The 25,164-nt window shown below is 67.6% G+C and carries 25 protein-coding genes and 1 pseudogene; 19 read left to right on the forward strand and 7 right to left on the reverse strand.

All coding sequences use genetic code 11. The features are described from left to right. A partial coding sequence (locus ABQE89_RS23785) for a hypothetical protein (RefSeq protein ID WP_448421243.1) occupies nt 1-259 on the reverse strand: 259 nt, incomplete at its 3' end. Nucleotides 260-462: 203 nt separating this feature from the next. Here ABQE89_RS23785 and ABQE89_RS23790 point away from each other — a divergent pair. Then, on the forward strand, nt 463-1,050 hold the full coding sequence (locus ABQE89_RS23790) for a peroxiredoxin (protein WP_448421245.1): 588 nt from the start codon (nt 463-465) through the stop codon (nt 1,048-1,050). A 2-nt stretch (nt 1,051-1,052) separates the two neighbouring features. Continuing rightward, the gene (gene ahpD / locus ABQE89_RS23795; protein ID WP_448421247.1) at nt 1,053-1,586 is read left to right on the forward strand and encodes an alkyl hydroperoxide reductase AhpD; all 534 of its coding nucleotides are present in this window, start codon (nt 1,053-1,055) and stop codon (nt 1,584-1,586) included. 103 nt (nt 1,587-1,689) lie between these two features. Here ahpD and ABQE89_RS23800 read toward each other — a convergent pair whose 3' ends face one another. Further along, complete coding sequence (locus ABQE89_RS23800; protein ID WP_448421249.1) at nt 1,690-1,947, reverse strand: hypothetical protein; 258 nt, start codon at nt 1,945-1,947, stop codon at nt 1,690-1,692. 176 nt (nt 1,948-2,123) lie between these two features. Here ABQE89_RS23800 and ABQE89_RS23805 point away from each other — a divergent pair, with 176 nt between their 5' ends. After that, nucleotides 2,124-2,777, forward strand: coding sequence for a response regulator (locus ABQE89_RS23805; protein WP_448421251.1), 654 nt, complete (start codon nt 2,124-2,126; stop codon nt 2,775-2,777). A 1-nt stretch (nt 2,778) separates the two neighbouring features. Continuing rightward, nucleotides 2,779-3,978: a sensor histidine kinase gene (locus ABQE89_RS23810; RefSeq protein WP_448421253.1), complete on the forward strand. Its 1,200-nt coding sequence runs from the start codon at nt 2,779-2,781 to the stop codon at nt 3,976-3,978. Between the two features lie 64 nt (nt 3,979-4,042). On the opposite strand, the gene ABQE89_RS23815 is transcribed toward ABQE89_RS23810, so the two are convergent. The 4 genes and pseudogenes from ABQE89_RS23815 to ABQE89_RS23830 all read right to left on the reverse strand — a co-directional run. After that, entirely contained in the window at nt 4,043-5,182 is a 1,140-nt protein-coding gene (locus tag ABQE89_RS23815) for an acyl-CoA dehydrogenase family protein (protein ID WP_448421254.1), read from the reverse strand. Nucleotides 5,183-5,193: 11 nt separating this feature from the next. Continuing rightward, a complete protein-coding gene (gene pntB, locus ABQE89_RS23820; protein WP_448421256.1) occupies nt 5,194-6,639 on the reverse strand; it encodes a Re/Si-specific NAD(P)(+) transhydrogenase subunit beta in 1,446 nt (481 codons plus the stop codon). Nucleotides 6,640-6,643: 4 nt separating this feature from the next. Beyond that, nucleotides 6,644-8,188: a Re/Si-specific NAD(P)(+) transhydrogenase subunit alpha gene (locus ABQE89_RS23825; RefSeq protein ID WP_448421258.1), complete on the reverse strand. Its 1,545-nt coding sequence runs from the start codon at nt 8,186-8,188 to the stop codon at nt 6,644-6,646. Nucleotides 8,189-8,309: 121 nt separating this feature from the next. Continuing rightward, a pseudogene (locus ABQE89_RS23830) lies at nt 8,310-8,417 on the reverse strand (CAP domain-containing protein); the annotation flags it as partial. 120 nt (nt 8,418-8,537) lie between these two features. Between ABQE89_RS23830 and ABQE89_RS23835 the strand changes: the two are divergent. Both ABQE89_RS23835 and ABQE89_RS23840 read left to right on the forward strand, forming a co-directional pair. Then, on the forward strand, nt 8,538-9,242 hold the full coding sequence (locus tag ABQE89_RS23835) for a TetR/AcrR family transcriptional regulator (RefSeq protein ID WP_448421260.1): 705 nt from the start codon (nt 8,538-8,540) through the stop codon (nt 9,240-9,242). Between the two features lie 30 nt (nt 9,243-9,272). Continuing rightward, nucleotides 9,273-9,713, forward strand: coding sequence for an SRPBCC family protein (locus tag ABQE89_RS23840; protein ID WP_448421262.1), 441 nt, complete (start codon nt 9,273-9,275; stop codon nt 9,711-9,713). A gap of 3 nt (nt 9,714-9,716) precedes the next feature. Here ABQE89_RS23840 and ABQE89_RS23845 read toward each other — a convergent pair whose 3' ends face one another. Then, the gene (locus tag ABQE89_RS23845; RefSeq protein WP_448421264.1) at nt 9,717-10,397 is read right to left on the reverse strand and encodes a GntR family transcriptional regulator; all 681 of its coding nucleotides are present in this window, start codon (nt 10,395-10,397) and stop codon (nt 9,717-9,719) included. Nucleotides 10,398-10,524: 127 nt separating this feature from the next. Here ABQE89_RS23845 and fadD5 point away from each other — a divergent pair, with 127 nt between their 5' ends. The 13 genes from fadD5 (at nt 10,525) to ABQE89_RS23910 (ending at nt 25,154) form a co-directional block, all read left to right on the forward strand. Next, on the forward strand, nt 10,525-12,177 hold the full coding sequence (gene fadD5 / locus ABQE89_RS23850; protein WP_448421266.1) for a fatty-acid--CoA ligase FadD5: 1,653 nt from the start codon (nt 10,525-10,527) through the stop codon (nt 12,175-12,177). Between the two features lie 237 nt (nt 12,178-12,414). Beyond that, on the forward strand, nt 12,415-13,194 hold the full coding sequence (locus ABQE89_RS23855; RefSeq protein WP_448421385.1) for an MlaE family ABC transporter permease: 780 nt from the start codon (nt 12,415-12,417) through the stop codon (nt 13,192-13,194). 1 nt (nt 13,195) lies between these two features. Continuing rightward, entirely contained in the window at nt 13,196-14,065 is an 870-nt protein-coding gene (locus tag ABQE89_RS23860) for an MlaE family ABC transporter permease (RefSeq protein ID WP_448421268.1), read from the forward strand. Nucleotides 14,066-14,069: 4 nt separating this feature from the next. Next, entirely contained in the window at nt 14,070-15,281 is a 1,212-nt protein-coding gene (locus ABQE89_RS23865; RefSeq protein ID WP_448421270.1) for an MCE family protein, read from the forward strand. After that, a complete protein-coding gene (locus ABQE89_RS23870) occupies nt 15,278-16,309 on the forward strand; it encodes an MCE family protein (RefSeq protein WP_448421272.1) in 1,032 nt (343 codons plus the stop codon). The genes ABQE89_RS23865 and ABQE89_RS23870 overlap by 4 nt, the downstream gene beginning before the upstream one ends. Further along, on the forward strand, nt 16,306-17,874 hold the full coding sequence (locus tag ABQE89_RS23875) for a virulence factor Mce family protein (RefSeq protein ID WP_448421274.1): 1,569 nt from the start codon (nt 16,306-16,308) through the stop codon (nt 17,872-17,874). The genes ABQE89_RS23870 and ABQE89_RS23875 overlap by 4 nt, the downstream gene beginning before the upstream one ends. A gap of 11 nt (nt 17,875-17,885) precedes the next feature. After that, nucleotides 17,886-19,520 (forward strand): virulence factor Mce family protein, encoded by a 1,635-nt coding sequence (locus tag ABQE89_RS23880; protein WP_448421276.1) that lies wholly within the window; start codon nt 17,886-17,888, stop codon nt 19,518-19,520. Between the two features lies 1 nt (nt 19,521). Next, complete coding sequence (locus ABQE89_RS23885) at nt 19,522-20,670, forward strand: virulence factor Mce family protein (protein WP_448421278.1); 1,149 nt, start codon at nt 19,522-19,524, stop codon at nt 20,668-20,670. Nucleotides 20,671-20,673: 3 nt separating this feature from the next. Further along, nucleotides 20,674-22,239: a virulence factor Mce family protein gene (locus ABQE89_RS23890; protein WP_448421280.1), complete on the forward strand. Its 1,566-nt coding sequence runs from the start codon at nt 20,674-20,676 to the stop codon at nt 22,237-22,239. Further along, nucleotides 22,209-22,856 carry an Rv1363c family protein gene (locus tag ABQE89_RS23895; RefSeq protein WP_448421282.1) on the forward strand — a complete coding sequence of 216 codons (648 nt, stop codon included), beginning with the start codon at nt 22,209-22,211 and terminating at the stop codon, nt 22,854-22,856. The genes ABQE89_RS23890 and ABQE89_RS23895 overlap by 31 nt, the downstream gene beginning before the upstream one ends. Next, on the forward strand, nt 22,853-23,833 hold the full coding sequence (locus tag ABQE89_RS23900; protein WP_448421284.1) for an RDD family protein: 981 nt from the start codon (nt 22,853-22,855) through the stop codon (nt 23,831-23,833). Before ABQE89_RS23895 ends, ABQE89_RS23900 begins: the two co-directional genes overlap by 4 nt. Beyond that, entirely contained in the window at nt 23,830-24,381 is a 552-nt protein-coding gene (locus tag ABQE89_RS23905; protein ID WP_448421286.1) for an Rv1363c family protein, read from the forward strand. The genes ABQE89_RS23900 and ABQE89_RS23905 overlap by 4 nt, the downstream gene beginning before the upstream one ends. Continuing rightward, nucleotides 24,348-25,154 carry a mammalian cell entry protein gene (locus ABQE89_RS23910; protein ID WP_448421288.1) on the forward strand — a complete coding sequence of 269 codons (807 nt, stop codon included), beginning with the start codon at nt 24,348-24,350 and terminating at the stop codon, nt 25,152-25,154. The genes ABQE89_RS23905 and ABQE89_RS23910 overlap by 34 nt, the downstream gene beginning before the upstream one ends. The last annotated feature ends 10 nt before the right edge of the window (nt 25,155-25,164 follow it).

Raw genomic sequence — 25,164 nt, forward strand, 5'->3', positions numbered from 1 at the left:
CGGGGAGGTTGTCCGTGGGGCTCTGCGACGACTCCCACTTCGCCTGCAGCGCGCGGGTCACACGAGTGCCCGCGGGATAGTCGAGTTGGAACGTCTCGCCGTTGTCGGCTTCGAAGGTGACGACGAACGTCGCGGGGCCGCCGGACGCTTCCTTGTGCACCACCTTGTACGGCCGGGCGTCCTCGGAGCCCCGGGATACCAGCACCACGTCGCCGGGCGCCACGTCATCGATGCGGTCGTCGCGGGAGATGTTCGACATCTCTTCACGGTAGCGCCGCCGATCACGTGGGCCCGTGCGCGCAGGCCCCCGTCGACGAAATCGGCTGAAACGGAAACGATTCCGGGGCCGGGAGTGTGGCCACAATCACGTTCGGTTAGCTTGTCTTTACACCGCACAACACCGAGAATTGAACAGGTAATCTGGACTGACTCCAAACTAGACAAAAGGACGGTGTGTCAACTATGGCGTTGCTGACAATCGGTGACCAGTTTCCCCGTTACGACATGACGGCGGTCATCGGTGGCGACCTGTCACAGGTCGACGCGAAGCAGCCCGACGACTACTTCACCCGTGTGACCAGCGAAGATCACGAGGGCAAGTGGCGGATCGTCTTCTTCTGGCCGAAGGACTTCACCTTCGTGTGCCCGACGGAGATCGCCGCGTTCGGAAAGCTCAACGAGGATTTCGAGGACCGCGACGCGAAGGTGATCGGTGTCTCCGTCGACAACGAGTTCGTCCACTTCCAATGGCGCGCCCAGCACGAGGATCTCAAGAAGCTGCCGTTCCCGATGGCTTCCGACCTCAAGCGTGAGCTGTCGCAGGCCGCGGGTGTGCTCAACGCCGACGGTGTGGCAGACCGGGCGACCTTCATCATCGACCCCAACAACGAGATTCAGTTCGTGTCGGTGACCGCCGGGTCGGTGGGCCGCAACGTCGACGAGGTGCTGCGGGTGCTCGACGCCCTGCAGTCCGACGAGCTGTGCGCCTGCAACTGGAAGAAGGGCGATCCCACGATCAAGCCGGCCGAGCTTCTCGCCGAGGCGGTGTAACCGTGAGCATCGACAACATCAAGGAGGCGCTGCCGGAGTACGCCAAGGATCTCAAGCTCAATCTCAGCAGCATCGTCAAGACCACCGAGCTGTCCGAACAGCAGTTGTGGGGTGCGTTGGTGGCAACCGCGGCGGCAACCAAATCCGAACGGCTGCAGCGGGAGATCAACGAAGACGCGCTGGGCATCCTCAGCGAGCAGGCCTACAACGCCGCGCTCGGCGCGGCGGCCATCATGGGGATGAACAACGTCTTCTACCGCACCAAGGGCCAGCTCGACGGGGCCTACGACGATCTGCGGGCCGGCTTGCGAATGAACATCATCGGTAACCCCGGTGTCGCCAAGGAAGACTTCGAGCTGTGGTCGTTGGCGGTGTCGGCCATCAACGGCTGTGGGCACTGCGTGACCGCGCATGAGAAGACCCTCCGCGACGCGGACGTCTCTCGGACGGCGATCTTCGAGGCGATCCGCCTGGCCGCGATCGTCTCCGGCGTCGCTCAGGCGCTGCAGACCGCAGAGGTACCGACCGGGGTCTGATCACGACACCACAGAAGCGGGGGCACCCATGGGTGCCCCCGCTTTTTGTGCGGCGAGGCCCTCCCCGGGAAGACGGTCGGGGAGGGCCTCTTTGGAGAGTGGCTCAGGGCTGGTATCCGGGCTGCAGGTTCATCAGATGGACGATGCGGTTGTGGTGGTGGGTGCCGGGCAGCGCCTGCGGCGCGGGATGGGCGTGCACCTGCGGGGTGGCCACGATGTTGGGGTGCGGCTGGGAGTAGGTGCCTGCGCTGGCCGTGCCCGCCAGTCCGAGGGCGGCGCCGCCGATGATCCCGGCCGCCATGACCGGCAGGGCGAAGTAGCGGGCGAAGCGAGCGGTCTGGGTGGTGGTGTCGGTGGTCATTTCGGTTCTCCTGTGTGAGTGGGTTTTTCGGTTGTCTGCCACGGTGTTCCGGCGATGACTCAAGGTTGCGGCACGGCGAACCGTTTGTATGTCGGGCGATGGGGGGTGGTGACGGATGAATCCGGTGTCCCCCAATCGGAGGAACGCGGGGCATTTGCTATGTCAAGCTGAACGTTGTGGCGTCGGGGGTGACCAGTGAAAAGGTGCGGGTGGTCGTGGGTGACGACCATCCGATGTTCCGCGAGGGCGTGGTGCGGGCGTTGACGTCGAGCGGGCAGATCGAGGTGGTCGCCGAGGCCGAGAACGGCACGACGGCGCTGGCGGCCATCCGCGCGCATCAGCCGCAGGTCGCCCTGCTGGACTACCGCATGCCGGGCATGGACGGCGCCGAGGTAGCCGCCGCGGTGAACCGCGACCAGTTGCCCACCCGGGTGCTGCTGGTGTCCGCGCATGACGAATCGGCGATCGTGTTCGGGGCGCTGCAGCAGGGCGCGGCCGGGTTTTTGCCCAAGGAGTCCAGCAGGGCCGAACTGGTGGACGCCGTGCTGAACTGCGCCAAGGGCCGCGATGTGGTGGCTCCCAGCCTCGCCGCCGGGTTGGCAGGCGAGATCCGCAGGCGGGCCGAACCCGAGGGCCCGATGCTCAGTCCCCGTGAGCGCGAGGTCCTTCGGCTCATCGCCGCGGGCAGCAGCGTCCCCGCCATGGCCAAGGAGCTCTACCTGGCCCCCTCGACCGTCAAAACCCATGTGCAGCGGCTCTACGAGAAGCTGGGTGTCAACGACCGCGGCGCGGCGGTTGCCGAGGCGATGCGCCGCAAGCTGCTGGACTGACGTGCGGGACCGGACGGACCGCGTCGCAGACTTCTTCACCGCGGAGCCGGTGCGGGTCACCGCGGTGCTGCGCCTGCCGCTGATCGGATTGATCGCGCTGTTGGTGTGGTTGTGGGAGGTCGACCACTGGCTGCCCGTCGTGTACCTGGTGGTGCTGGGGGCCTACGCCGCCGCGGCGCTGGTGTGGCTGGCCGTCGTGCTGCGCGGCCCGGTGCCGCGCTGGGCGGGCTGGTCTTCGACCGCGGTGGACATGCTGGTGGTGCTGGTGCTGTGTCTGGTGTCCGGCGGCGCGACAGCGGCGCTGTTGCCGGTGTTCTTCGTGCTACCGATCGCGGTGGCGTTCCAGGACCGCCCGGGGTTGACGGCGATCCTCGGCACCGGCACCGCGCTGGGCTACCTGGCGGTGTGGATCGTCTACTCCAAACGCGACGACAGCGTCGGCCTGCCCGACTTCGTCTACACCCACGTGGGTTTCCTGTTGTGGGCGGCCGCCGCGGCCACCGGCCTGTGCCTGGTGTTGGTGCGCAGGCAGGCGCGGGTCAGAAAGCTGCAACACGTTCGCCGTCAACTTGTCTCCGAGGCGATGCAAGCCGACGAGCGACACAACCGCGAAGTCGCCGAGCATCTGCACGACGGCCCGCTGCAGACCCTGCTGGCCGCCCGGCTCGACCTCGACGAGGTGCGCGAGCGCACCGGGGACCCTGCGCTGGAGTCCGTGCATAGCGCGCTGCAGCAGACCGCGGCCACGCTGCGCTCGACGGTGACCGAGCTGCATCCGCAGGTGCTGGCCCAGCTCGGCCTGACCGCCGCGGTGCGAGAACTGGTGCGCCAGTTCGAGGCTCGCGGTGACTATTCGGTGGTGGCCGATCTCGACGAGGTCGGCAAGCCGGAGTCCCAGCAGCTGTTGTACCGGGCCGCCCGTGAGCTACTGGCCAACGTCCACAAGCACGCCCGCGCGACGAATGTTCGGGTGGGATTGACACGGTCGGGCGACCGCATCGTGTTGACCGTCTCCGACGACGGCGCGGGCTTCGACGCCTCCACCCTCGAGCGGTACGTCGCCGACGGACACATCGGCCTGGGATCGCTGCTTGCGCGGTTCCACGCGATGGGCGGCGCGATGGAGGTGAGCTCGGTGCCGGGCTACGGCACACAGGTGACGGTCACCTCACCCCGCGAAACTCCCCGCGAGCAGACATAAAATCCGCAAATTCGGCCCAGTTTGGCGGACTTTGCGTCTGCTCGCGCATGTAAAAGGGGGTGCGCTAGGAAGTGAGGCCGCGGGCGATGACCAGCCGCTGAATCTGGTTGGTGCCCTCGAAGATCTGCATGATCTTCGCCTCGCGCATGTAGCGCTCGACGCGGTAGTCGCGGGTGTAGCCGACGCCGCCGAAGACCTGCACCGCGTCGGTGGTGACCTTCATCGCGGCGTCGGTGGCGACGAGTTTGGCGACGCTGGCCTGTTGCGAGTACGGCCGGTCGGCGTCGCGGCGGCGCGCGGCGTCCAGGTAGGTCGCCCGGGCGCTGGCCACCGCGGCGGCCATGTCGGCGAGCAGGAACCCCAGGCCTTGATGGTCGATGATCTTGCGGCCGAACGTCGTTCGCTCGTTGGCATACGTCACGGCCTCGTCCAGCGCGGCCTGCGCCAAACCCGTCGCGACGGCGGCGATGCCCAGCCGCCCGGAATCCAGTGCCGAGAAGGCGATCTGAAGCCCCTGACCTTCCTCGCCGATCAGCCGCTCGGCATCGACACGGGCGTTGTCGTAGAACGCCGAGGTGGTCGGCACGGCGTGCAGCCCCATCTTCTCCTCGGGCTTGCCGAAGCTCAGCCCGTCCAGGCCGCCCGGGACCAGAAAACACGAGATTCCCCGCGACCCTTCGCCGGTGCGGGCGAACAGCGTGTAGAAGTCGGCGCGCCCGCCGTGGGTGATCCACGACTTCGAGCCGCTGACGACGTAGCCGTCCTCGCCCCGGGTCGCCTTGCACTGCAGGGCGGCGGCGTCCGAACCGGCCTGGGGTTCGGACAGGCTGTAGGCGCCGATCTGATCACCACCGAGCATCCCGGGCAGCCAGCGTTGCTTCTGCTCGTCGGTGCCGAAGGCCAGCAGCGGGTGCGACGACAGGCTGTGCACACTGACCGCCACCGCCACCGATGCCCAGCGTGCCGCGATCTCCTCGAGCACCTGCAGGTACACCTCGTAGGGTTGGTCGCCACCGCCCCACTCCTCGGGCTGCGGCAGGCTCAGCAGCCCGGCCTCGCCGAGTTGGGCGAACACGCCCTCGGGGTACGTCTCGGCCTTCTCGTGCTCATCGACGATCGGGTCGAGCACCTTGTCGGTGATGTCGCGGGTCAGCGCGATCAGGTCGTGTGCTTCGTCAGTGGGTAACAGTCGATCGACCGGCATGCCTACAGACCCTAGTGACCGGCGTGCACCGCTTCCGACAGCGCGGCGTTGATGGCGTCCACCCGGTCCCTGGCGTCGCCGAACAGCATCTGGGTGTTCTCCCGGAAGAACAGCGGGTTCTGCACGCCGGCATAGCCCGACGCCATCGACCGTTTGAACACGATGACGTTTGCCGCGTTCCACACCGTCAGCACCGGCATGCCCGCGATCGGGCTGCCCGGGTCCTCGGATGCGGCCGGGTTCACGGTGTCGTTGGCGCCGATGACCAGCACGACGTCGGTGTCGCCGAAGTCGTCGTTGATCTCGTCCATCTCCAGCACGATGTCGTAGGGCACCTTGGCCTCGGCCAGCAGCACGTTCATGTGGCCGGGCAGGCGACCCGCGACCGGGTGGATGCCGAACCGGACGTTGACGCCGCGGTCGCGCAGCTTGCGGGTCAGGTCGGCGACGCCGTACTGGGCCTGGGCGACGGCCATGCCGTAGCCCGGCGTGATGATCACCGAACTGGCCGACGCGAGCAGTTCCGCCGCGCCCTCGGCGTCGATCTCGCGGTGGGTGCCGTAATCCTTGTCGTCGGCGGGCCCGGCCTCGATCCCGAAACCACCGGCGATCACCGAGATGAACGAGCGGTTCATCGCCTTGCACATGATGTAGGACAGGTAGGCACCCGAGGAGCCGACCAGCGCGCCGGTGACGATCAGCAGGTCGTTGCCGAGCAGGAAGCCCGCCGCCGCCGCGGCCCACCCCGAGTAGCTGTTGAGCATCGACACCACCACCGGCATGTCGCCGCCGCCGATCGAGGCGACCAGATGCCAGCCGAGCAGCAGCGCCAGCACGGTGACCGCCACTAGAACCCACAGCTGCGGGTCGATCACGAACCAGACGGTCAGCGCCGCGAACACCACCAGGGCGCCGACGTTGAGGATGTTCTTTCCGGGCAGCATCAGCGGGGCCGACTTCATCCGGCCCGACAGCTTGAGGTTGGCCACGACCGAACCGGTGAACGTCACGGCACCGATGAACACGCCGATGACGACCTCTCCGGAGTGGATGCCGAGCATGCCTTCCTGGCCCATCTGGACGGCTTCGGCGCCGGCCGGGTCGGCCTCGACGTGCAGGTAGCCGTTCCAGCCGACCAACACGGCCGCCAGGCCGACGAACGAGTGCAGCAACGCGATCAATTCGGGCATGGCGGTCATCTCGACGATCCGCGCGCGCCACAACCCGATCGCCGCGCCGATGGCCATGGCCACCACCAGCAGACCCAGGCCCAGCGGCTCGATCTGGTGGTTGACGGCCAGCGCGATGGTCGCGACCAGAGCGATCGCCATGCCCCCGATGCCGAAACTGATGCCGGCGCGGGAGGTTTCGTGCTTGGACAGCCCGGCCAGGGACAGCACGAAGAGCAGCGCCGCGACGACGTACGCCGCGGTGGCGGTGGTCTCGAGACTGAACATTGGGTTAGCTCCTCGTGAACATGGACAGCATGCGGCGGGTCACCGCGAAACCACCGAAGATGTTGATGCTGGCGAGCAGGATCGCGGCGAAGGACACCGCGGTGATCACGGTGCCATTGCCCATGTCACCGTGGCCGATCTGCAGCAGCGCGCCGACGATGATGATGCCCGAGATGGCGTTGGTCACCGACATCAGCGGGGTGTGCAGCGCGTGGTGCACGTTGCCGATCACGTAGTAGCCGATCACGATCGCCAGCGCGAAAACCGTCAGGTGCACCTGCAGCGCCGCCGGTGACACCGCGATCAGCGCGAACACCGCCGCGGCCGCCGCGAACGTCAGGCCGAGCCGACGGGCGTTGGACATCGGTTCCTTGGCCGGTTTGGCCTCGACCGCGGCGGCGGGGGCCGCCGCAGGCGCCGCCGAAACCTGCACCGGTGGCGGCGGCCAGGTGACGTCGCCGTCGCGGACGACGGTCACCGAGCGCTGGACGACGTCGTCCCAGTCGAGGGTGAGCTGACCGTCCTTCTCCGGGGTGAGCAGCTTGAGCAGGTTGACCAGGTTGGTGCCGTACAGCTGGGAGGCGGTGGCGGGCAGCCGGCCGGCCAGGTCGGTGTAGCCGATGATCGTCACGTTGTTGTCGGTGACGACGGCCTGATCCTTGACCGTGCCCTCGACGTTGCCGCCGTTGGATGCGGCCATGTCGACGATCACGCTGCCCGGCTTCATCGAGGCCACCATGTCGGCGGTGATGATGCGGGGCGCCGGCTTACCCGGGATCAGCGCGGTGGTGATGATGATGTCGACGTCGGCGGCCAACTCGGCGTAGAGCGCGGCCTCGCGGGCCTTGTAGTCCTCGCCCATTTCCTTGGCGTAGCCGGTCTTGGAAATCTCAGCCGCCTCGGGGTCGACGGCGACGTACTCCCCGCCCAGGGACTTGACCTGGTCGGCGACCTCGGGCCGCGGGTCGGTGGCCTTCACGATCGCGCCGAGGCTGCCCGCCGCACCGACGGCGGCCAGCCCGGCCACGCCCGCGCCGACGACGAGCACCTTGGCCGGCGGCACCTTGCCCGCCGCGGTCACCTGCCCGGTGAAGAACCGCCCGAAGCTGTGCGCGGCCTCGACGACCGCGCGGTATCCGGCGATGTTGGCCATCGACGACAGCACGTCCAGCGACTGCGCCCGCGAAATACGGGGAACGGCGTCCATCGCCAGCACCGTGATGGGCCGTGCGGACAGCTTCTCCAGCAGGTCCGGGTTCAGCGCCGGCGAGATCAGGCTGACCAGCGTCGCACCGTCGCGCACGGCCGCGATCTCGGCATCGGTGGGTGCGTTGACCTTGAGCACGACGTCTGCGGCCAGCGCCTCTTCGGTGGTACCGACACTGGCGCCGGCCTCGACGTAGGCGGTGTCGGTGAAGCTGGAGGCGGCGCCGGCACCCGACTCGACGACGACGGAGTAGCCCAGTTTGACGAGTTGGCCGACGGTCTGCGGCGTGGCGGCGACGCGCGTCTCACCCGCGTGGGATTCGCGCGGTATCCCGATGATCATCCGGAGAGTGTGCCATTTGCGTTTCGGCGGCGCGCGTGCCCCTCCTGCGGTGTCGGTTCGCGCCGGTGACGGGCCGGGTCAGACCGCGTCGAGAGCGACGTTGCGACGTGGTGGGGCGTGGTTAGACCGGGGGGTAGGCGGGTGGCGGGTAGACGCCGCGCAGAATCCAGGCGAACCAGTTGATGCCGTACTCCAACTCGTCGCTCGCGTCATAGTCGGGGTTGGGATCCACGTCATCACCTCTCGCGCAACGGGCCGGTTTTGATTGGAGTCTAGACCGGCCGTCGTCGCGGCGATAGCCCGAGCACTTAGACTGCCAACCAGTTGATTGAACATAGAGTGAGTCATCATGCCCGCCTCGTCACCCGGAGCTTCGTCGAGCCCTAACGGGATGTCGCGTCGCGAAGAGTTGTTGGCCGTCGCCACCAAGCTCTTCGCCGCCCGCGGCTATCACGGCACCCGGATGGACGACGTCGCCGACGCCGTCGGCCTGAACAAGGCCACCGTCTACCACTACTACGCGAGCAAATCGCTGATCCTGTACGACATCTACAAGGGCGCCGCCGACTTCACCGTCGACGCGTTGCACGACAACCCGACGGCCTCGGCCCGCGAGACCATCTATCACTTCACCCGCCGTCTGCTGGTGGGCATCGCAGGCAACGTCGAACGCGCGGCGGTGTACTTCCAGGAGGGCCCCTACATCACCGAGTGGTTCACCGAGGACCAGGTGGCCTACATCCGGGAGAAGGAGACCCAGGTCTACGAGCACGTGCGCGACGTCATCGACCGCGGCATCGCCAGCGGCGAGTTCTACGACTGTGACTCCCATGTGCTCGCCCTCGGCTACATCGGTATGACGCTGGGCTCCTACCGGTGGCTGCGGCCCCAAGGCCGGCGCACGGCCCCCGAGATCGCGGTGGAGTTCAGCACCGCGCTGCTGCGCGGACTCATCCGCGACGAGACGGTGCGGGTCGCCTCCCCACTGGGCATCGACTTGGGCGACATCGACGACATCGGCGACATCGACGGCGTGCAGAAAGCCGCCCGCTAGACCGTCCGGAGGCGTCGATATGCTCGTGCGATGCCGCTGGTGAGCAAGACGGTCGAGGTGGCCGCCCCCGCCGACGCGATCATGGGGATCGTCGCCGATTTCGAGTCGTACCCGCTGTGGAACTCCGAGATCAAGGGCTGCTGGGTGCTGGCGCGCTACGACGACGGCCGACCCAGTCAGTTGCGCCTCGACGTGGTGGTGCAGGGCCAGTCCGGCACCTTCATCACCGCGGTGTACTACCCCGGCGAGAACCAGATCTACACGGTGCTGCAGCAGGGTGACCACTTCGCCAAGCAGGAGCAGAAGTTCTCCGTGGTGCCGATCGGCGCCTCGTCGTTGCTGACCGTCGATCTCGAGGTGGAGACCAAGCTGCCCATCCCGAACCAGATGGTCAAGAAGGCGATCGGCGACACGCTGGACTACCTGGCCGACAACCTCAAGTCCCGCGCCGAGCAACTGGCGAAGCCCTAGCCGTCAGTCCCACCGGCCCCTTTCCTCCAGCCAGGCGATCAACCGGTGGGCCCCGTCGGTGAACTCCGCGCGGGTCAGTCGCACGACGGTGTCGACGTCGCGCCGGCGCAGTGCGGCGATCAGCTCGCGGTGACCCGCGACGGAACCCGCGCCCCAGCGCGGATCGCCGGCGTAGATGTCGCCGGGTAGATACCGCGCGACGTGCAACAGAAACCACGCCAACTTGAGCCGGCCGGCGGCGCGATTGAACGCGCGGTGGAACGCGAACTCCGCGGCGGCGATCTCCTGCAGATCGGTGTTCTCGACGGCGACGGCCAGCGCGTCGTTGAGCCGCTCGAGGTCGTCGATCTGCGCGTCGGTGATCCGCCCGGCGGCCGTGGCCGCCAACTCCGCGGCGATGGTGGCCTGCAGCCAGAAGATGTCCTCGATATCGCGCCGGGTCAGCGGCACCACCACGTGACCGCGGTGCGGTTCCAACTGCACCATGCCCTCGCCGCGCAGCGTGCGCAGCGCCTCGCGCACCGGGGTGATGCTGACCCCGAGGCGGGCCGCGCTCTCGTCGAGCCGGATGAAGGTGCCGGGGCGCAGCACCCCGGTCATGATGTCTGCCCGCAACCGTGCGGCCACCTCGTCTGACAGCTGCTCGCGCCGCGGTCGTGGGCGGGGCTTGGCGGGGGCGTTCACGGCGTCTCCGGTCTGTCCGACCCCGGGCTTGTCCCGGAGCCACCGAGGCCATAGTGTGACCGGGGCAACACCATGTTTGATCAAATATCAAGACGGCGCAACCCAGGCAGAGGGGAGCAGTTGAGCGTTGACCGAGCCCGACCTCACCGCGCAGCCATATCTGGCGCGCCGGCAGAACTGGACTAATCAACTCTCACGGCACGCGCTGATGCAGCCCGAGGCCACCGCGCTGCGGTTTCTCGGCCACACCACGACCTGGGGTGAACTCGACCGTCGGGTGACGGCCCTGGCGGGCGCGTTGAGCCGTCGCGGGGTCGCGTTCGGTGACCGGGTGATGATCCTGATGCTCAACCGCACCGAGTTCATCGAAGCGTTCCTGGCGGCCAACAAGCTCGGCGCGATCGCGGTGCCGGTCAACTTCCGCATGACCCCGCCCGAGATCGCCTACCTGGTCAGCGACTGCGAGGCCCGGGTGGTGATCACCGAGTCGGTGCTGGCCGCGGTCGCCACCGCGGTCCGTGACATCGACCCCACGCTGCACACCGTGATCGTGGTGGGCGGCAGTGACGACGGTGCGGATGTGCTCGACTACGACGACCTGCTGGCCGAGGACGGCCCCGCGCCCGCCCCCGTCGACATCCCCAACGACTCGCCCGCGCTGATCATGTACACCTCGGGGACCACCGGCCGCCCGAAGGGTGCCGTGCTGACCCACACCAACATCGCCGGGCAGGCGATGACGAACCTGTTCACCACACACCCGCGGGCCACCGATGTCGGGTTCATCGGTGTGCCGCTGTTTCACATCGCGGGCGTCGGGAACATGATCAGCCCGCTTCAGTTGGGTTTGCCGACGGTGGTCTACCCGCTCGGCGCGTTCGACCCGGGCGCACTGCTCGACGTGCTCGAAGCCGAGAAGGTCACGTCGATGTTCCTGGTGCCCGCGCAGTGGCAGGCGGTGTGCGCCGAGCAGAAGATCCATCCGCGCAAGCTGGCCCTGCGGACCCTGTCGTGGGGTGCCGCGCCGGCGTCGGACACGCTGCTGCGGGACATGTTCGAGACCTTCCCCGGGACCCAGATCTATGCCGCGTTCGGGCAGACGGAGATGTCGCCGGTCACTTGTATGTTGTTGGCGGAGGACGCAATTCGCAAACTGGGCTCGGTCGGCAAGGTGATCCCCACGGTCGCGGCGCGCGTCGTCGACGACGAGATGAACGACGTCCCGGTCGGCGAGGTCGGCGAGATCGTCTACCGCGCACCCACGCTGATGGCCGGCTACTGGAACAACCCCCAGGCCACCGCCGAGGCGTTCGCCGGCGGGTGGTTCCACTCCGGTGACCTGGTCCGCCAGGACGAAGAGGGCTACGTCTGGGTGGTCGACCGCAAGAAGGACATGATCATCTCCGGCGGCGAGAACATCTACTGCGCGGAAGTCGAGAACGTGCTGGCCGCACACCCCGCGATCGCCGAAGTAGCGGTGATCGGGCGTCCGCATGAACGGTGGGGCGAGGTCCCGGTGGCCGTGGTGGCCCTGCACGCCGACGCCGGTACGGATGCCGACGGCGATCTCGACCTGGCTGATCTCGACCGATTCCTCACCGATCGCCTCGCGCGGTACAAGCACCCCAAGGCCATCGAGGTGGTCGACGCGCTGCCACGCAACCCGGCTGGCAAAGTGCTGAAAACAGAACTTCGGAAGCGTTTCGGAGCGACAAAACCGATTGACGCAGGCGAAAGTTCTACTCCGCCAACGGTTTCTGCCGGGGCGCAGCGGGGCTAGCGGGAGGTCAGCGGGTTTGCTAACGGTTAAGGACACAATCCTGCCGATGCGATGCACGGCTCCGATCGCATCGGGTACAGTCCTGAGGTCCGTCTTACTACCCGCGAGTAGGGAGACGTTGGTCACACGTACGGCGGTCGGGCAAGGAGGAGGCGTGCGACTGCGACAGCTGCTGGCGGTGCGCCACGACGGTCGCGGTTTCGGCGTGGGAGCACAGCGGTGACGGCGTCGACCGACATGGTCGGTTACGTCCGCGACCAGATCCGGCCCGGGCTCACCGCCGTCGGCGGTTTCGTCCGCATGTGCGTGCTCACCGGCAAGGCCACCTTCAAACCGCCGTTCCAGTGGCGCGAGTTCATCCTTCAGAGCTGGTTTCTGATGCGGGTGGCGTTCCTGCCGACCCTGGCGGTGTCCATCCCGCTGACCGTGCTGCTGATCTTCACCCTGAACATCCTGCTGGCCGAGTTCGGCGCGGCCGACGTCTCCGGAGCCGGCGCGGCGATCGGCGCCGTCACCCAGTTGGGGCCCCTGGTGACCGTGCTCGTGGTCGCGGGGGCCGGTTCGACGGCGATCTGCGCCGACCTGGGTGCGCGCACCATCCGCGAGGAGATCGACGCCCTCGAGGTGCTGGGCATCGATCCGATCCACCGGCTGGTGGTGCCCAGGGTGATCGCGTCGACGTTCGTCGCGATGCTGCTCAACGGCGCGGTCATCACCGTCGGCCTGGTCGGCGGCTTCATCTTCGGCGTGTACCTGCAGAACGTCTCCGCGGGTGCCTACGTCTCCACGCTCACGCTGATCACCGGCCTGCCCGAGGTGGTCATCTCGATCATCAAGGCGATGACGTTCGGCCTGATCGCCGGTCTGGTCGGCTGCTACCGCGGGCTCACCGTGGCCGGCGGCGCCAAGGGCGTGGGGACCGCGGTCAACGAGACCCTGGTGCTGTGCGTGATCGCGCTGTTCGCCGTCAACGTGGTGCTGACCACGATCGGTGTGCGATTCGGAACGGGGAGCTGACGTGACGACGACTCAGGTCCTGCAGAGCCGGTTCCCGCGGGCCTATGCCCGCGGCCAGGGCATCGTCACCGCCCCCGCCCGCGGGCTGGACAGCATCGGCCACGTGGCGTGGTTCGTCGTCACCGCCGTCGGGCAGATCGGGCACGCGCTGCGCTACTACCGCCGGGAGACCCTGCGGCTGATCGCCGAGATCGGCATGGGGACGGGCGCGATGGCCGTCATCGGTGGCACCGTGGCCATCGTCGGCTTCGTCACGCTGTCCGGGTCCTCGCTCGTCGCGATCCAGGGGTTCGCCTCGCTGGGCAACATCGGCGTCGAGGCGTTCACCGGGTTCTTCGCCGCGCTGATCAACGTGCGCATCGCCGCACCCGTCGTCGCCGGGCAGGCGCTGGCCGCCACGGTCGGCGCCGGCGCCACCGCCGAACTCGGCGCCATGCGCATCAGCGAGGAGATCGACGCACTGGAGGTGATGGGCATCAAGTCCATCTCGTATCTGGTGTCCACCCGGATCATGGCCGGCTTCATCGTGATCATCCCGCTGTACGCGATGGCGATCATCATGAGCTTCCTGTCCGCGCAGGTGACCACGACGATCTTCTACGGGCAGTCGATCGGCACCTACGAACACTACTTCCGTACGTTCCTGCGACCCGACGACGTGTTCTGGTCGTTCATCCAGGCGGTGATCATCTCGGTGATCGTCATGCTCAACCACTGCTACTACGGCTACTTCGCCAGCGGCGGACCGGTCGGCGTCGGTGAGGCCGTCGGCCGGTCGATGCGCGCCTCGCTGGTCGCGATCGTGTGTGTGGTCCTGTTCGCCTCGTTGGCGCTCTACGGCGTCGACCCGAACTTCAACCTGACGGTGTAGCGCAATGACGGCCCCCCTCAACTCGTCTCGCACCCCGCCCTACAAGCTGGCCGGGTTGGTGCTCGCGGTACTGACCGTCATCGCCATCGTGCTGGTGTTCATGCAATTCCGCGGCGACTTCCTGGACCGCGAGAAGCTCACGCTGATCTCGGCACGCGCGGGCCTGTCGATGGATCCCGGTTCGAAGGTCACCTACAACGGCGTGGAGATCGGCCGGGTGACCGCCGTCGACGAGGTCACCGTCGGCGGTCAGCCCCGCGCGAAGATCACCCTGGACGTCAACCCCAAGTACCTGCACCTGATGCCGCGCAACGTCGACGCCAGCATCGACGCCACCACGGTGTTCGGCAACAAGTATGTGAACTTCTCGTCGCCGGAGAACCCCGACAAGGCGAGGATCACCAGCGCCGACGTCATCGACGTGACGACGGTGACCACCGAGTTCAACACGCTGTTCGAAACGGTGGTGTCGCTGTCCGAGCAGGTCGATCCGATCAAGCTGAACCAGACGCTGCAGGCCACCGCCGAGGCGTTCGACGGGTTGGGCGACCGGTTCGGGCAGTCGATCGTCAACGGCAACGAGATTCTGGCCGACATCAACCCGCAGATGCCGCAGATCCGCGAGGACAACCGGTTGCTGGCCGACCTCGGTGAGGTCTACGCCGACGCCGCGCCGGATCTGTTCGACGGCCTGGAGAACGCGGTCACCACCGCGAGCACGCTCAACCAGCAGCAGGGCAACATCGACCAGGCGTTGATGGCGGCCATCGGGTTCGGCAACACCGGCGGTGACATCTTCGAACGCGGCGGCCCGTACCTGGTGCGTGGTGCCGAGGATCTGATCCGGCCCTCGGAGATCCTCGACGAGCACAGCCCGGCGCTGTTCTGCACGATCCGCAACTTCCACGACGTGGAGCCCAAGGTGGCCGCCTCGCTGGGCGGCAACGGCTACTCGTTGCGCACGCTCTCGGAGTTGATGGGCGCGGGCAACCCCTACGTGTACCCGGACAACCTGCCCCGGGTGAACGCCCGCGGCGGGCCCGAAGGCAGGCCGGGCTGCTGGCAGCCGATCACCCGTGATCTGTGGCCGGCGCCGTACCTGGTGATGGACACCGGCGCGTCGATCGCGCCGTACAACCACTTCGAGCTTGGGCAGCCGATCCTGATCGAGTACGTCTGGGGACGCCAGATTGGGGAGAACACGATCAATCCATGAAAATCACCGGTACCGCCATCAAGCTCGGCGCCTTCTCAGTGGTGCTGTTGCTGTTCACCGCGATCATCGTCGTGGTCTTCGGACAGGTGCGCTTCGACCGCACCACCGGATACAGCGCGGTGTTCTCCAGTGCCAGTGGGTTGCGGGCGGGTCAGTTCGTCCGCGCATCGGGGGTCGAGGTCGGCAAGGTCTCCAAGGTCGAACTGATCGACGGTGGTTCCCAGGTCAAGGTCGACTTCAACGTGGAGCGCTCGCTGCCGCTGTTCGAGGGCACCACGACCTCGGTGCGGTACCTGAACCTGATCGGTGACCGGTATATGGAGCTGACCCGCGGGGACAGCGACAAGCGGCTGGCGGCCGGCGGCACCATCCCGATCGAACGCACCCAGCCCGCACTCGACCTCGACGCGCTGATCGGCGGCTTCCGCCCGGTGTTCCGGGCGCTGGACCCCGACAAGGTCAACAGCATCGCGCAGTCGATCATCACGGTGTTCCAGGGCCAGGGCGGCACGATCAACGATATCCTCGACCACACCGCGTCGCTCACGTCGGCGCTGGCCGACCGCGACCAGGCCATCGGCGAGGTGATCCGCAACCTCAACGCCGTGCTGGACACCACGGTCAAGCATCAACAGCAGTTCGACGAGACGCTGCAGGACTTCGAGGCGCTGATCACCGGGCTGAAGGACCGGGCCGATCCGATCGCGACCTCGGTGGGTGAGATCAGCGACGCCGCCGGAACGGTCGCCGATCTGCTCGCCGACAACCGTCCGCTGCTGCAGAGCACGATCGGTCACCTCGAGGTCACCCAGCAGCCGCTGATCGACCAGAAGGAGCAGCTCAACGACATCCTGGTCCGGCTGCCGTCCGCCTTCAAGATCATCGGCCGCGCAGGTGGCATCTACGGCGACTTTTTCAACTTCTACGCCTGCGACATCTCGTTGAAGCTCAACGGATTGCAGCCCGGCGGTCCGGTGCGCACCGTCAAACTGTTCAGCCAGCCGTCGGGTAGGTGCACGCCGCAATGAGAACTCTGGAGGGATCGGACCGGGTCCGAAACGGGGTCGTGGGCATCCTCGTCCTGATCCTGGTGATCGGGGTGGGGCAGAGCTTCGCCAGCGTGCCGATGCTGTTCGCGACGCCCACCTACTACGCGCAGTTCGCCGACACGGGCGGGCTGAACAAGGGTGACAAGGTGCGGATCGCCGGGGTCGACGTCGGCCTGGTGCGCAGCATGGACATCGACGGCGACAAGGTCGTCATCGGCTACTCGCTGGACGGCACCCAGATCGGCACCGAGAGCCGCGCGGCCATCCGCACCGACACCATCCTCGGCAGGCGCAACATCGAGATCGAGCCGCGCGGCTCGGATCCGTTGCGGTCCAACGGGATTCTGCCGCTGGGCCAGACCACCACCCCCTATCAGATCTACGACGCCTTCTTCGACGTGACCGAGGCGGCATCGGGTTGGGACACCGACACCGTCAAGCGGTCGCTGAACGTGCTGTCGGAGACCATCGATCAGACCTATCCGCACCTGAGCGCAGCGCTGGACGGGGTGGCCCGGTTCTCCGACACCATCGGTAAACGCGACGACCAGGTCAAGCAACTGCTGGCCAACGCCAACAAGATCGCCGGAGTGCTGGGCGACCGCAGTGGCCAGATCAACGCGCTGCTGGTCAACGCCCAGACCCTGCTGGCCGCGATCAACGAACGCCAGTACGCGGTCGGCGCGCTGTTGGAGCGGGTGAGCAGCTTCAGTCAGCAGGTGAAGGGCCTCATCGACGACAACCCCAACCTCAACAAGGTGCTTGAGCAGTTGCGGGTGGTCAGCGACATCCTGCACGACCGCCGGTTCGACCTGATGGACACCCTGACCACGGTGGCCAAGTTCGTGGCCTCCCTCGGTGAGGCCGTGGCCTCGGGGCCGTACTTCAAGGTGATGCTGGTCAACCTGCTGCCCGGCCAGATCCTGCAGCCGTTCGTCGACGCCGCGTTCAAGAAGCGCGGCATCGATCCGGAGAAGTTCTGGCGCGACGCGGGCCTGCCGGCCTGGCGCTGGCCCGATCCCAACGCGCAGGGCTTCGAGAACGGCGCACCGCCGCCGGGGCCTGCCGTCCTCGAGGGCACCCCCGAGCACCCTGGACCGGGCGTGCTCAAGGGCCATCCCTGCTCGTACACCCCGCCGGCCGACGGTGCGCCGCGGCCCGGTAACCCGCTGCCGTGTGCCGACCTGTCCGTCGGACCGTTCGGCGGCCCGGCATACGGTCCGGTCGACGTGGTGACCTCCGACCCGAACGCGCACGGTCCGCAGCCCGCGCCGGGGGCGCCCGCCGCGGCCATCCCCGGTCAGCTTCCGCCCAACGTCCCCGGTGCGCACGCGCCGATCGCCGAGGGCCCACCGGGATCCCGCACGGTTCCGCTCAGCCCCGTGCCGGGACCGCCGGACTTCACCCCCGGTATCGCGCCGCTGCCACCGGCGCTGACGGGACCACCACCGCCGCCTGGGCCCGGCCAGCAACTGGCCCCCGCCGGCACACCGCCGTTGCCCGGGAACCCGCCGTTCCTGCCGCCTGGATCGCAGCAGGGCTAGGGGGATAACAGATGACGACGATCTTCAACGTCCGAAACTTCAAGTTGCCGCGGGTGTCTCGCGCGGCGGTGATCATCGGCACCCTGATCGTGGTGCTGGCGCTGGTGGCCGGGTTCGTCGGCTTCACGCTGTTCAAGCGGCTGACGACCAACACCGTCGTCGCCTACTTCACCGACACACTGGCGCTCTATCCCGGCGACAAGATCCAGATCATGGGTGTGCAGGTCGGCACGATCGACTCGATCGATCCGGCGGGCGACAAGATGAAGGTCACCTTCCACTACGACAAGAAGTACAAGGTGCCGGCCAACGCCACCGCCTCGATCCTCAACCCGAGCCTGGTCGCGTCGCGCACCATTCAGTTGGCGCCGCCCTACACGGGTGGCCCGGTGATGGAGAACAACGCGGTCATCCCACTCGACCGCACCCAGGTGCCGGTGGAGTACGACGAGCTACGCGACTCGCTCAGCCAGATCCTCACCGACCTGGGGCCCACCCCCGAGCAGCCCAAGGGCCCGTTCGGCGACATCATCGAGTCGGCCGCCGACGGCTTCGCGGGCAAGGGTGAGCAGCTCAACAAGACGCTGACCGGATTGTCCGAAGCGCTGTTCGCGCTCAACGAGGGCCGCGACGACTTCTTCAGCGTGGTCAAGAGCCTGGCGCTGTTCGTCAACGCGCTGTACCGCAGCGATCAGCAGTTCGTCGCGCTGAACGACAACCTGGCGCAGTTCACCAACGCGTTCACCAACACCGACCGCGAAGTCGCCAATGCGCTGCGTGACCTCAATCAGTTGTTGACCACCACCCGGCAGTTCCTCGACGAGAACGCCGAGGTGCTCACCCACGACATCAACAACCTGGCGGACACCACAAACGCGATCCTGCAACCGGATTCGCGCAACGGCCTGGAAACCGCACTACACGTGTTCCCGACGCTGGGTGCCAACCTGATGAACATGATCTCCCCGGTCACCGGCGGCGTCATGGGCATCCCGGTGATCAACAACTTCGCCAACCCGATCCAGTTCGTCTGCAGTTCGATCCAGGCGGGCAGTCGGTTGGGCTACCAGGAGTCCGCCGAGATGTGCGCGCAGTACCTGGCGCCGATCCTGGACGCGATCAAGTTCAACTTCCCGCCCTTCGGCGTCAACCAGTTCGCGTCGGCGATGACGCTGCCCAAGCACATCGCCTACTCCGAGCCCAGGCTGCAGCCGCCGGCCGGCTACAAGGACACCACCGTGCCGGGCATCTGGTCGCGCGACACGTTGTTCTCGCACGGCAACCACGAGCAGGGCTGGGTCGCCGCGCCGGGAATGCAGGGCATCGATGTGCAGCCGTTCACCGCGAACATGATGACCCCCGAGTGTCTTTCGGAACTGATGGGGGGGCCCGACTGTGTGATCCCGCCGGCACCGCCGACCTTCGGCGGACCGCATCAGGCCGGACCGCCCAACGCGTACAGCGAGAACACCCCGCTGCCGCCACCGTGGTACCCGCAGCCGGGACCGCCGCCTGCGCCCGCACCAGGGGTGATCCCCGGCGATCCGGGCGGTGCCGCGATGAGCGGGCCCATGCCGGCACCGGGACCGGGACCGGCCCCGGCCGCACCCAGCGGACCGGCGCTACCAGCCGAGGCAGGTGGATGACATGAAGCGCACATGGAGCCGGATCGCGCGACGGGCCGTCGCGTTGACCGCGGTCGCGCTCGTGCTGACCTCATGCGGTTCATGGCGCGGTATCTCGAACGTGCCGCTGCCCGGCGGACCCGGCACCGGTTCGGACGCCACGACCGTCTACGTGCAGATGCCGGATACGTTGGCGCTCAACGTCAACAGCCGGGTGCGCGTCGCCGACGTCTATGTCGGTCGGGTGCGCGCGATCGAGCTGAAGAACTGGGTCGCCACGCTGACCCTGGATCTGCAGCCCGGTGTGCAGTTGCCCGCGAACGCGCTGGCCAAGATCGGCCAGACCAGCCTGCTGGGTTCGCAGCACGTGGAACTCGAGCCGCCGCCGGATCCGTCGCCGGAGCCGCTGCGCGACGGTGACACGATCCCGCTGCAAAACGCCTCGGCGTACCCGAGCACCGAGCGGGTGCTGGCCAGCATCGCCACCATCCTGCGCGGCGGCGGGGTGCAGAACCTCGAGACGATCCAGACCGAGATCTTCAACATCCTCAACGGGCGGGCCGACCAGATCCGCGAGTTCCTCAACCAGCTGGACACGTTCACCAATGAGCTCAACCAGCAGCGCGAGGACATCACCCGGGCCATCGACTCCACCGACCGGCTGCTGTCGATCGTGGGTCAGCGCACCCAGACACTGGACCGGGTGCTGACCGAGTTCCCGCCGCTGATCAAGCATTTCGCCGAGACCCGCGACTTGTTCTCCGACGCGGTGGTGGCGGTCGGCCGGATCAGTGGCGCGGCCGACGACGCGCTGGCACCGGCCAGCGACAACCTGCACACCAACCTGCAGAACCTGCAGCGGCCGCTCAAGCAGCTCGGCAGGTCCTCGCCGTACCTGGTCGGTGCGCTCAAGCTGATGCTCACCGCACCGTTCTCGATCGAGAACGTGCCGAAGGTGGTGCGCGGTGACTACCTCAACGTGTCGCTGATGGTGGACCTGACGCTGTCGGCCGTCGACAACGGGATCCTGACCGGGACTGGCGTCTCGGGCATGCTGCGTGCACTCGAGCAGGCCTGGGGACGTGACCCGGCGACGATGATCCCCGACGTGCGGTTCACCCCGAACCCGCACAACGCGCCCGGCGGTCCGCTGGTGGAAAGGGGTGAGTGAGCTGTGCTGACCCGGTTCATCAAGATTCAGCTGGTGCTGTTCACCATCCTGACGATCGTCGCGCTCGTCGTGCTGGGCTGGTACTACCTGCGGGTGCCCAGCCTGATCGGCATCGGACAGTACGAGCTGAAGGCCGAACTGCCGCGATCGGGCGGGCTGTACGCGACCGCCAACGTCACCTACCGCGGTACGCAGATCGGCAAGGTCAAGTGGGTCGAGCCGACGGAGGACGGCGCGCTGGCCGTGATGAGTATCGACGACCGGTACAAGATTCCGGCCGACGCGACCGCCAACGTCCACTCGGTGTCGGCGATCGGTGAGCAGTATCTGGACCTGGTGTCGACGGGCAATCCGGGCCAGTACCTGAGCCCCGGTCACACCATCACCGAGAGCACCGTGCCCGCCGAGGTGGGCCCGGCGCTGGACGCCGCCAACGAAGGGCTGGCGGTGCTGCCCAAGGAGAAGATCGACGCCCTGCTGACCGAGACCTCGAACGCTGTCGGCGGGTTGGGGCCGGCCCTGCAGCGGCTCGTCGACTCGACGACCGTCTTGGCGCAGGGCTTCAAGGACAACCTGCCGCAGGTCAACGACATCATCGCGAATGCGGCGCCCATCCTGGACAGCCAGGTGCAGTCCGGCGACAACATCGAGCGGTGGTCACGCAACCTCAACGTCATCGCCTCGCAGTCGGCCGAACAGGACGCCGCGCTGCGCAGCGGTCTCGAACAGGCCGCCCCCACCCTCGATCAGGTCAACGCCGTCTTCGGCGGTGTGCAGGACGCTCTGCCGCAGACCCTGGCCAATCTGTCGATCGTGATCGACATGCTCAAGCGCTACCACAAGGGGCTGGAACAGACGCTGGTGATCCTGCCGCAGGGCGCCGCGGCCAGCCAGGCGGGCACACTGTTCGAGGACGTCGGCCAGTTGCCGCTGGCGCTGTCGATCAACCAGCCGCCGCCGTGCCTGACCGGCTTCCTGCCGGCCTCGGAATGGCGCTCGCCGGCCGACACCAGCCTGCGACCGCTGCCCACCGGGACCTACTGCAAGATCCCGAAGGACTACCAGGCCAACGTCGTTCGCGGGGCGCGCAACTACCCGTGCGTCGACGTGCCGGGTAAGCGCGCGGCCACCCCGATGGAGTGCCGCAGCGATGAACCGTATGTCCCGCTGGGTACCAACCCGTGGTACGGCGATCCGAACCAGGTGCTGTCGTGCCCGGCCGCCGGTGCGCGTTGCGACCAGGGCGTGAACCCGGGCCGCGGCGTGGTTCCGGCGCCCACCGTCAACAACGGGATCAACCCACTGCCGGCCGACGAACTGCCCGCGCCGCAGTCCACGATGCCGGTCAGCGACCCGCTCAGCCCGCCGGGCACCGGCAGCGTGACGTGCAGTGGACAACAACCCAACCCCTGCATCTACACTCCGGCACCAGGACCACCCGGCGCCACGGCGGTGTACACCCCGACCAGCGGTGAGGTGGTGGGGCCTGACGGCGTCAGGTACAACGTCAGCAACTCGAGCAACCCAGGAGACGACGGATGGAAGGAGATGCTGGCACCCGCCAGCTGAACCCCACCGATGCTGATGAGACGCCCGACGAGTCGTTAGCAGTATCTTCCACCGACCAGACCGAAGAGAATTCCGCAGAATCCCAGCCAGCCGAGGGCGACACCGACGCGCGGCGGCCGTCTCGGATCGGCCGCGGGTGGGCGGTCGCCGTGTGTGCCACGCTGCTCGTGCTGGCGGTGGGCGCCGCGGTGGCGGGCACTTGGACGCTGCGCTCCCACCAGCGCAGCGAGGCCGTCGCGGCCGACGAAGCCGCCGCCGTGCAGGCCGCCAAGGACTGTGTGGCGGCCACCCACGCCCCGGACACGGCGGCGATGAGCGCTGCGCAGACCAAGATCATCGAGTGTTCGACCGGTGACTTCGGCGCCCAGGCCACCCTCTACAGCGGGGTGCTGGTCGATGCCTACCAGGCGGCCAACGTCTCGGTGCAGGTGTCGGACATGCGCGCGGCGGTGGAGAAGCGAAACGACGACGGCTCGTTCAACGTGCTGGTCGCGGTGCGGGTGAAGGTGACCAACTCCGAGACCGCCGACCAGGAACACGGCTACCGTCTCCGCGTGCAGATGGCGCCCGACGAGGGCACCTACAAGGTCGCCAGGTTGGATCAGGTCACCTCGTGACGTCGGTTACCCCGGTTCTTGACGACGCCGACGCGCCGATCACCGAGGTGGCGCCCGGCCCGCCGCTCGCGACGTGGCGGGCGCGGGCGGGCGCGTTCGCCGTCGACGTGCTGCTGGGCGCCGCGGTGCTCGCCACGCTGGCGGTCGGCAGTTTGACCGCGACGTTCATGAGTTGGCTGTGGTGGGTGTACATCGCCGCACTGGCGGTGACGTTGCTGGCGATGGCGGTCAATCGGCTGCTGTTGCCGACGATCACGGGCTTCAGCCTGGGCAGGGCGCTGTGCGGTATCACGGTGCGCACTCGCGGCGGGGCGCCGGTCGGGGTCTGGCGACTGTCGGCCCGCGAGGTCGCGCATGTCCTGGACACCGCCGCGTTGTTCCTCGGCTGGCTGTGGCCGCTGTGGGATCGTCGCCGTCGCACGTTCGCCGATCTGTTGCTGCGCACCGAGGTGCACACGGTCGACCGGCCCACCCGCGATGTGCGCAGGCCGACCGCGTGGGTGCTGATCGCCGCGACACTGGTGAGCGTGCTGGCCGTCGGGCTGAGCTATCTCGTGGTGTATCGCCAAGAGCGTGCCGTCGACATCGCGCGCCAGCAGGTCGCCGAGCAGGGGCCGAGGATCGTCGAGCAGATGCTCAGCTATCAGAAAGAGACTCTGCAGCAGGACTTTTCGCACGCCCAGTCGCTGACCACCGACGCCTACCGACCGCAGCTGATCGCTCAGCAGCAGGCGGTGCAGGAGGCGGGCGCGTCGTCCAACGAATACTGGGCGGTCAGCAGCGCGGTGCTCTCGGCGACACCGCGAAACGCGGCGATGCTGCTGGCGATGCAGGGCCAGCGCGGCGTGGACCCCAAGGACCTGAAGTTCATCACCGCCACGGTGCGGGTCGATTTCGAGAAGTCCGACGAGGGGCAGTGGCGGGTGGCCAATCTCACGGTGCTGAAGAAGCCGCTGATGAATGTGGCAGGCCAATGAGTCCCCGACGCAAAGTCGAAGCCGACGAAACCGGCTTCTTCGACACCGTTCCCAAGCCGCCGCGCCGGTGGGGCCTGCCCCTGCTCGCCGTCGCCGCTTCGCTGCTGATCGCCGCCGCGATCGCCGCCGGGACCCTGATGCTGATCGCTCACGAAAAGGACCGCCGCGCAACGGTTGAGGCGGCTGCGGCGCTGGGCTATGTGCGCGAGTTCATGACCGACTACACCACGCTGGACCCATTCCACGCCAACGCATACGCCGACGGGATTCTCGCCGAGGCCACCGGCGACTTCGAGAAGATGTTCAAGGAGAAGCAGAACGAGATCCTGATACAGGTCGCCCGCGCCGAACCCACCACGGGCACCGTGGTCGAGGCGGGCTTGCAGCGGTGGAACGACAACGGAAGCGCCGAGATCCTTGTCGCGACCAAGATCAGCAGCAAGTCACCGGACGGTAAGACGACATTTGAGAGCGGAAACCGCTGGGTGGCAACGGCAATCAAGGAAGGACAACAGTGGAAGATCAGCCAGCTGATTCAGGTGATCTGACCACGGGCCCCGATTCGCCGGAACCGCCGGCCGATACCACCGACGCCGCCAAGCCGCGGCGACGCTGGTTCGGCCTGCGCCGAAAGAAGACGGTCAGCGAGCCAGTGCCGGACGCGACCGTCGAGACGGAGGCAGCCGCAGAGCCCGACCCCGCGCCGCCGCGGCCGGTCGGCAAGGCGCGCCGGGCCGCCAAGACGGCCGAACCCGACACCGACGAGTCGGTCGAGGAGGAGCCGCCGGTCCTGGTTCCGCACCGGCCCGCCGGACGGCGGCTGATGATCGCGGCGCTGGTGGCTGCGGCGCTGTTCGTAGGGGCCGCCGGGTACGCGGGCGCGACCCTGCAGCCGTACCTGGTCGACCGCGCGACCGTCGACGTCAAGCTGGACGTGGCGCGCACTGCGGCCAAGGCGATCTCGACGCTGTGGACCTACACACCCGACGACATGGAGTCGCTACCGGACCGGTCGGCCGCCTACCTCGGCGGCGACTTCGCCGAGGAGTACCGCAAGTACATCGACGCCATCGTCGCGCCGAACAAGCAGGCGCAGGTCACCAACACGACCCAGGTGATGGGCGCGGCGGTCGAGACGCTGACGCCCACGGAGGCGACCGCCATCGTCTACACCAACTCCGTCGCCACCAGTCCGGTCACGAAGAACATTCCGTCGCTGCGCTATCTGTCCTACCGGCTGACGATGACCCGGCACGATTCGGAGTGGCTGATCACCCGCATGTCGACCGTGACGGCGTTCGACCTGACGCCGCAACTGTAGGACGGACGAC

It is taken from the genome of Mycolicibacterium sp. XJ1819, from assembly GCF_053483675.1.

Bases quoted from the DNA above. Each gene is read 5' to 3' on its own strand.
- ABQE89_RS23840 (WP_448421262.1), top strand. From the start codon at position 9,273: ATGCCGCTGGTGAGCAAGACGGTCGAGGTGGCCGCCCCCGCCGACGCG.
- ABQE89_RS23895 (WP_448421282.1), top strand. From the start codon at position 22,209: ATGGAAGGAGATGCTGGCACCCGCCAGCTGAACCCCACCGATGCTGAT.
- ABQE89_RS23880 (WP_448421276.1), top strand. From the start codon at position 17,886: ATGACGACGATCTTCAACGTCCGAAACTTCAAGTTGCCGCGGGTGTCT.
- ABQE89_RS23800 (WP_448421249.1), bottom strand. From the start codon at position 1,947: ATGACCACCGACACCACCACCCAGACCGCTCGCTTCGCCCGCTACTTC.
- ABQE89_RS23825 (WP_448421258.1), bottom strand. From the start codon at position 8,188: ATGATCATCGGGATACCGCGCGAATCCCACGCGGGTGAGACGCGCGTC.
- pntB (WP_448421256.1), bottom strand. From the start codon at position 6,639: ATGTTCAGTCTCGAGACCACCGCCACCGCGGCGTACGTCGTCGCGGCG.
- ABQE89_RS23885 (WP_448421278.1), top strand. From the start codon at position 19,522: ATGAAGCGCACATGGAGCCGGATCGCGCGACGGGCCGTCGCGTTGACC.
- ABQE89_RS23855 (WP_448421385.1), top strand. From the start codon at position 12,415: ATGGTCGGTTACGTCCGCGACCAGATCCGGCCCGGGCTCACCGCCGTC.
- ABQE89_RS23905 (WP_448421286.1), top strand. From the start codon at position 23,830: ATGAGTCCCCGACGCAAAGTCGAAGCCGACGAAACCGGCTTCTTCGAC.
- ABQE89_RS23835 (WP_448421260.1), top strand. From the start codon at position 8,538: ATGCCCGCCTCGTCACCCGGAGCTTCGTCGAGCCCTAACGGGATGTCG.
- ABQE89_RS23790 (WP_448421245.1), top strand. From the start codon at position 463: ATGGCGTTGCTGACAATCGGTGACCAGTTTCCCCGTTACGACATGACG.
- ABQE89_RS23870 (WP_448421272.1), top strand. From the start codon at position 15,278: ATGAAAATCACCGGTACCGCCATCAAGCTCGGCGCCTTCTCAGTGGTG.
- ABQE89_RS23875 (WP_448421274.1), top strand. From the start codon at position 16,306: ATGAGAACTCTGGAGGGATCGGACCGGGTCCGAAACGGGGTCGTGGGC.
- ABQE89_RS23815 (WP_448421254.1), bottom strand. From the start codon at position 5,182: ATGCCGGTCGATCGACTGTTACCCACTGACGAAGCACACGACCTGATC.
- ABQE89_RS23865 (WP_448421270.1), top strand. From the start codon at position 14,070: ATGACGGCCCCCCTCAACTCGTCTCGCACCCCGCCCTACAAGCTGGCC.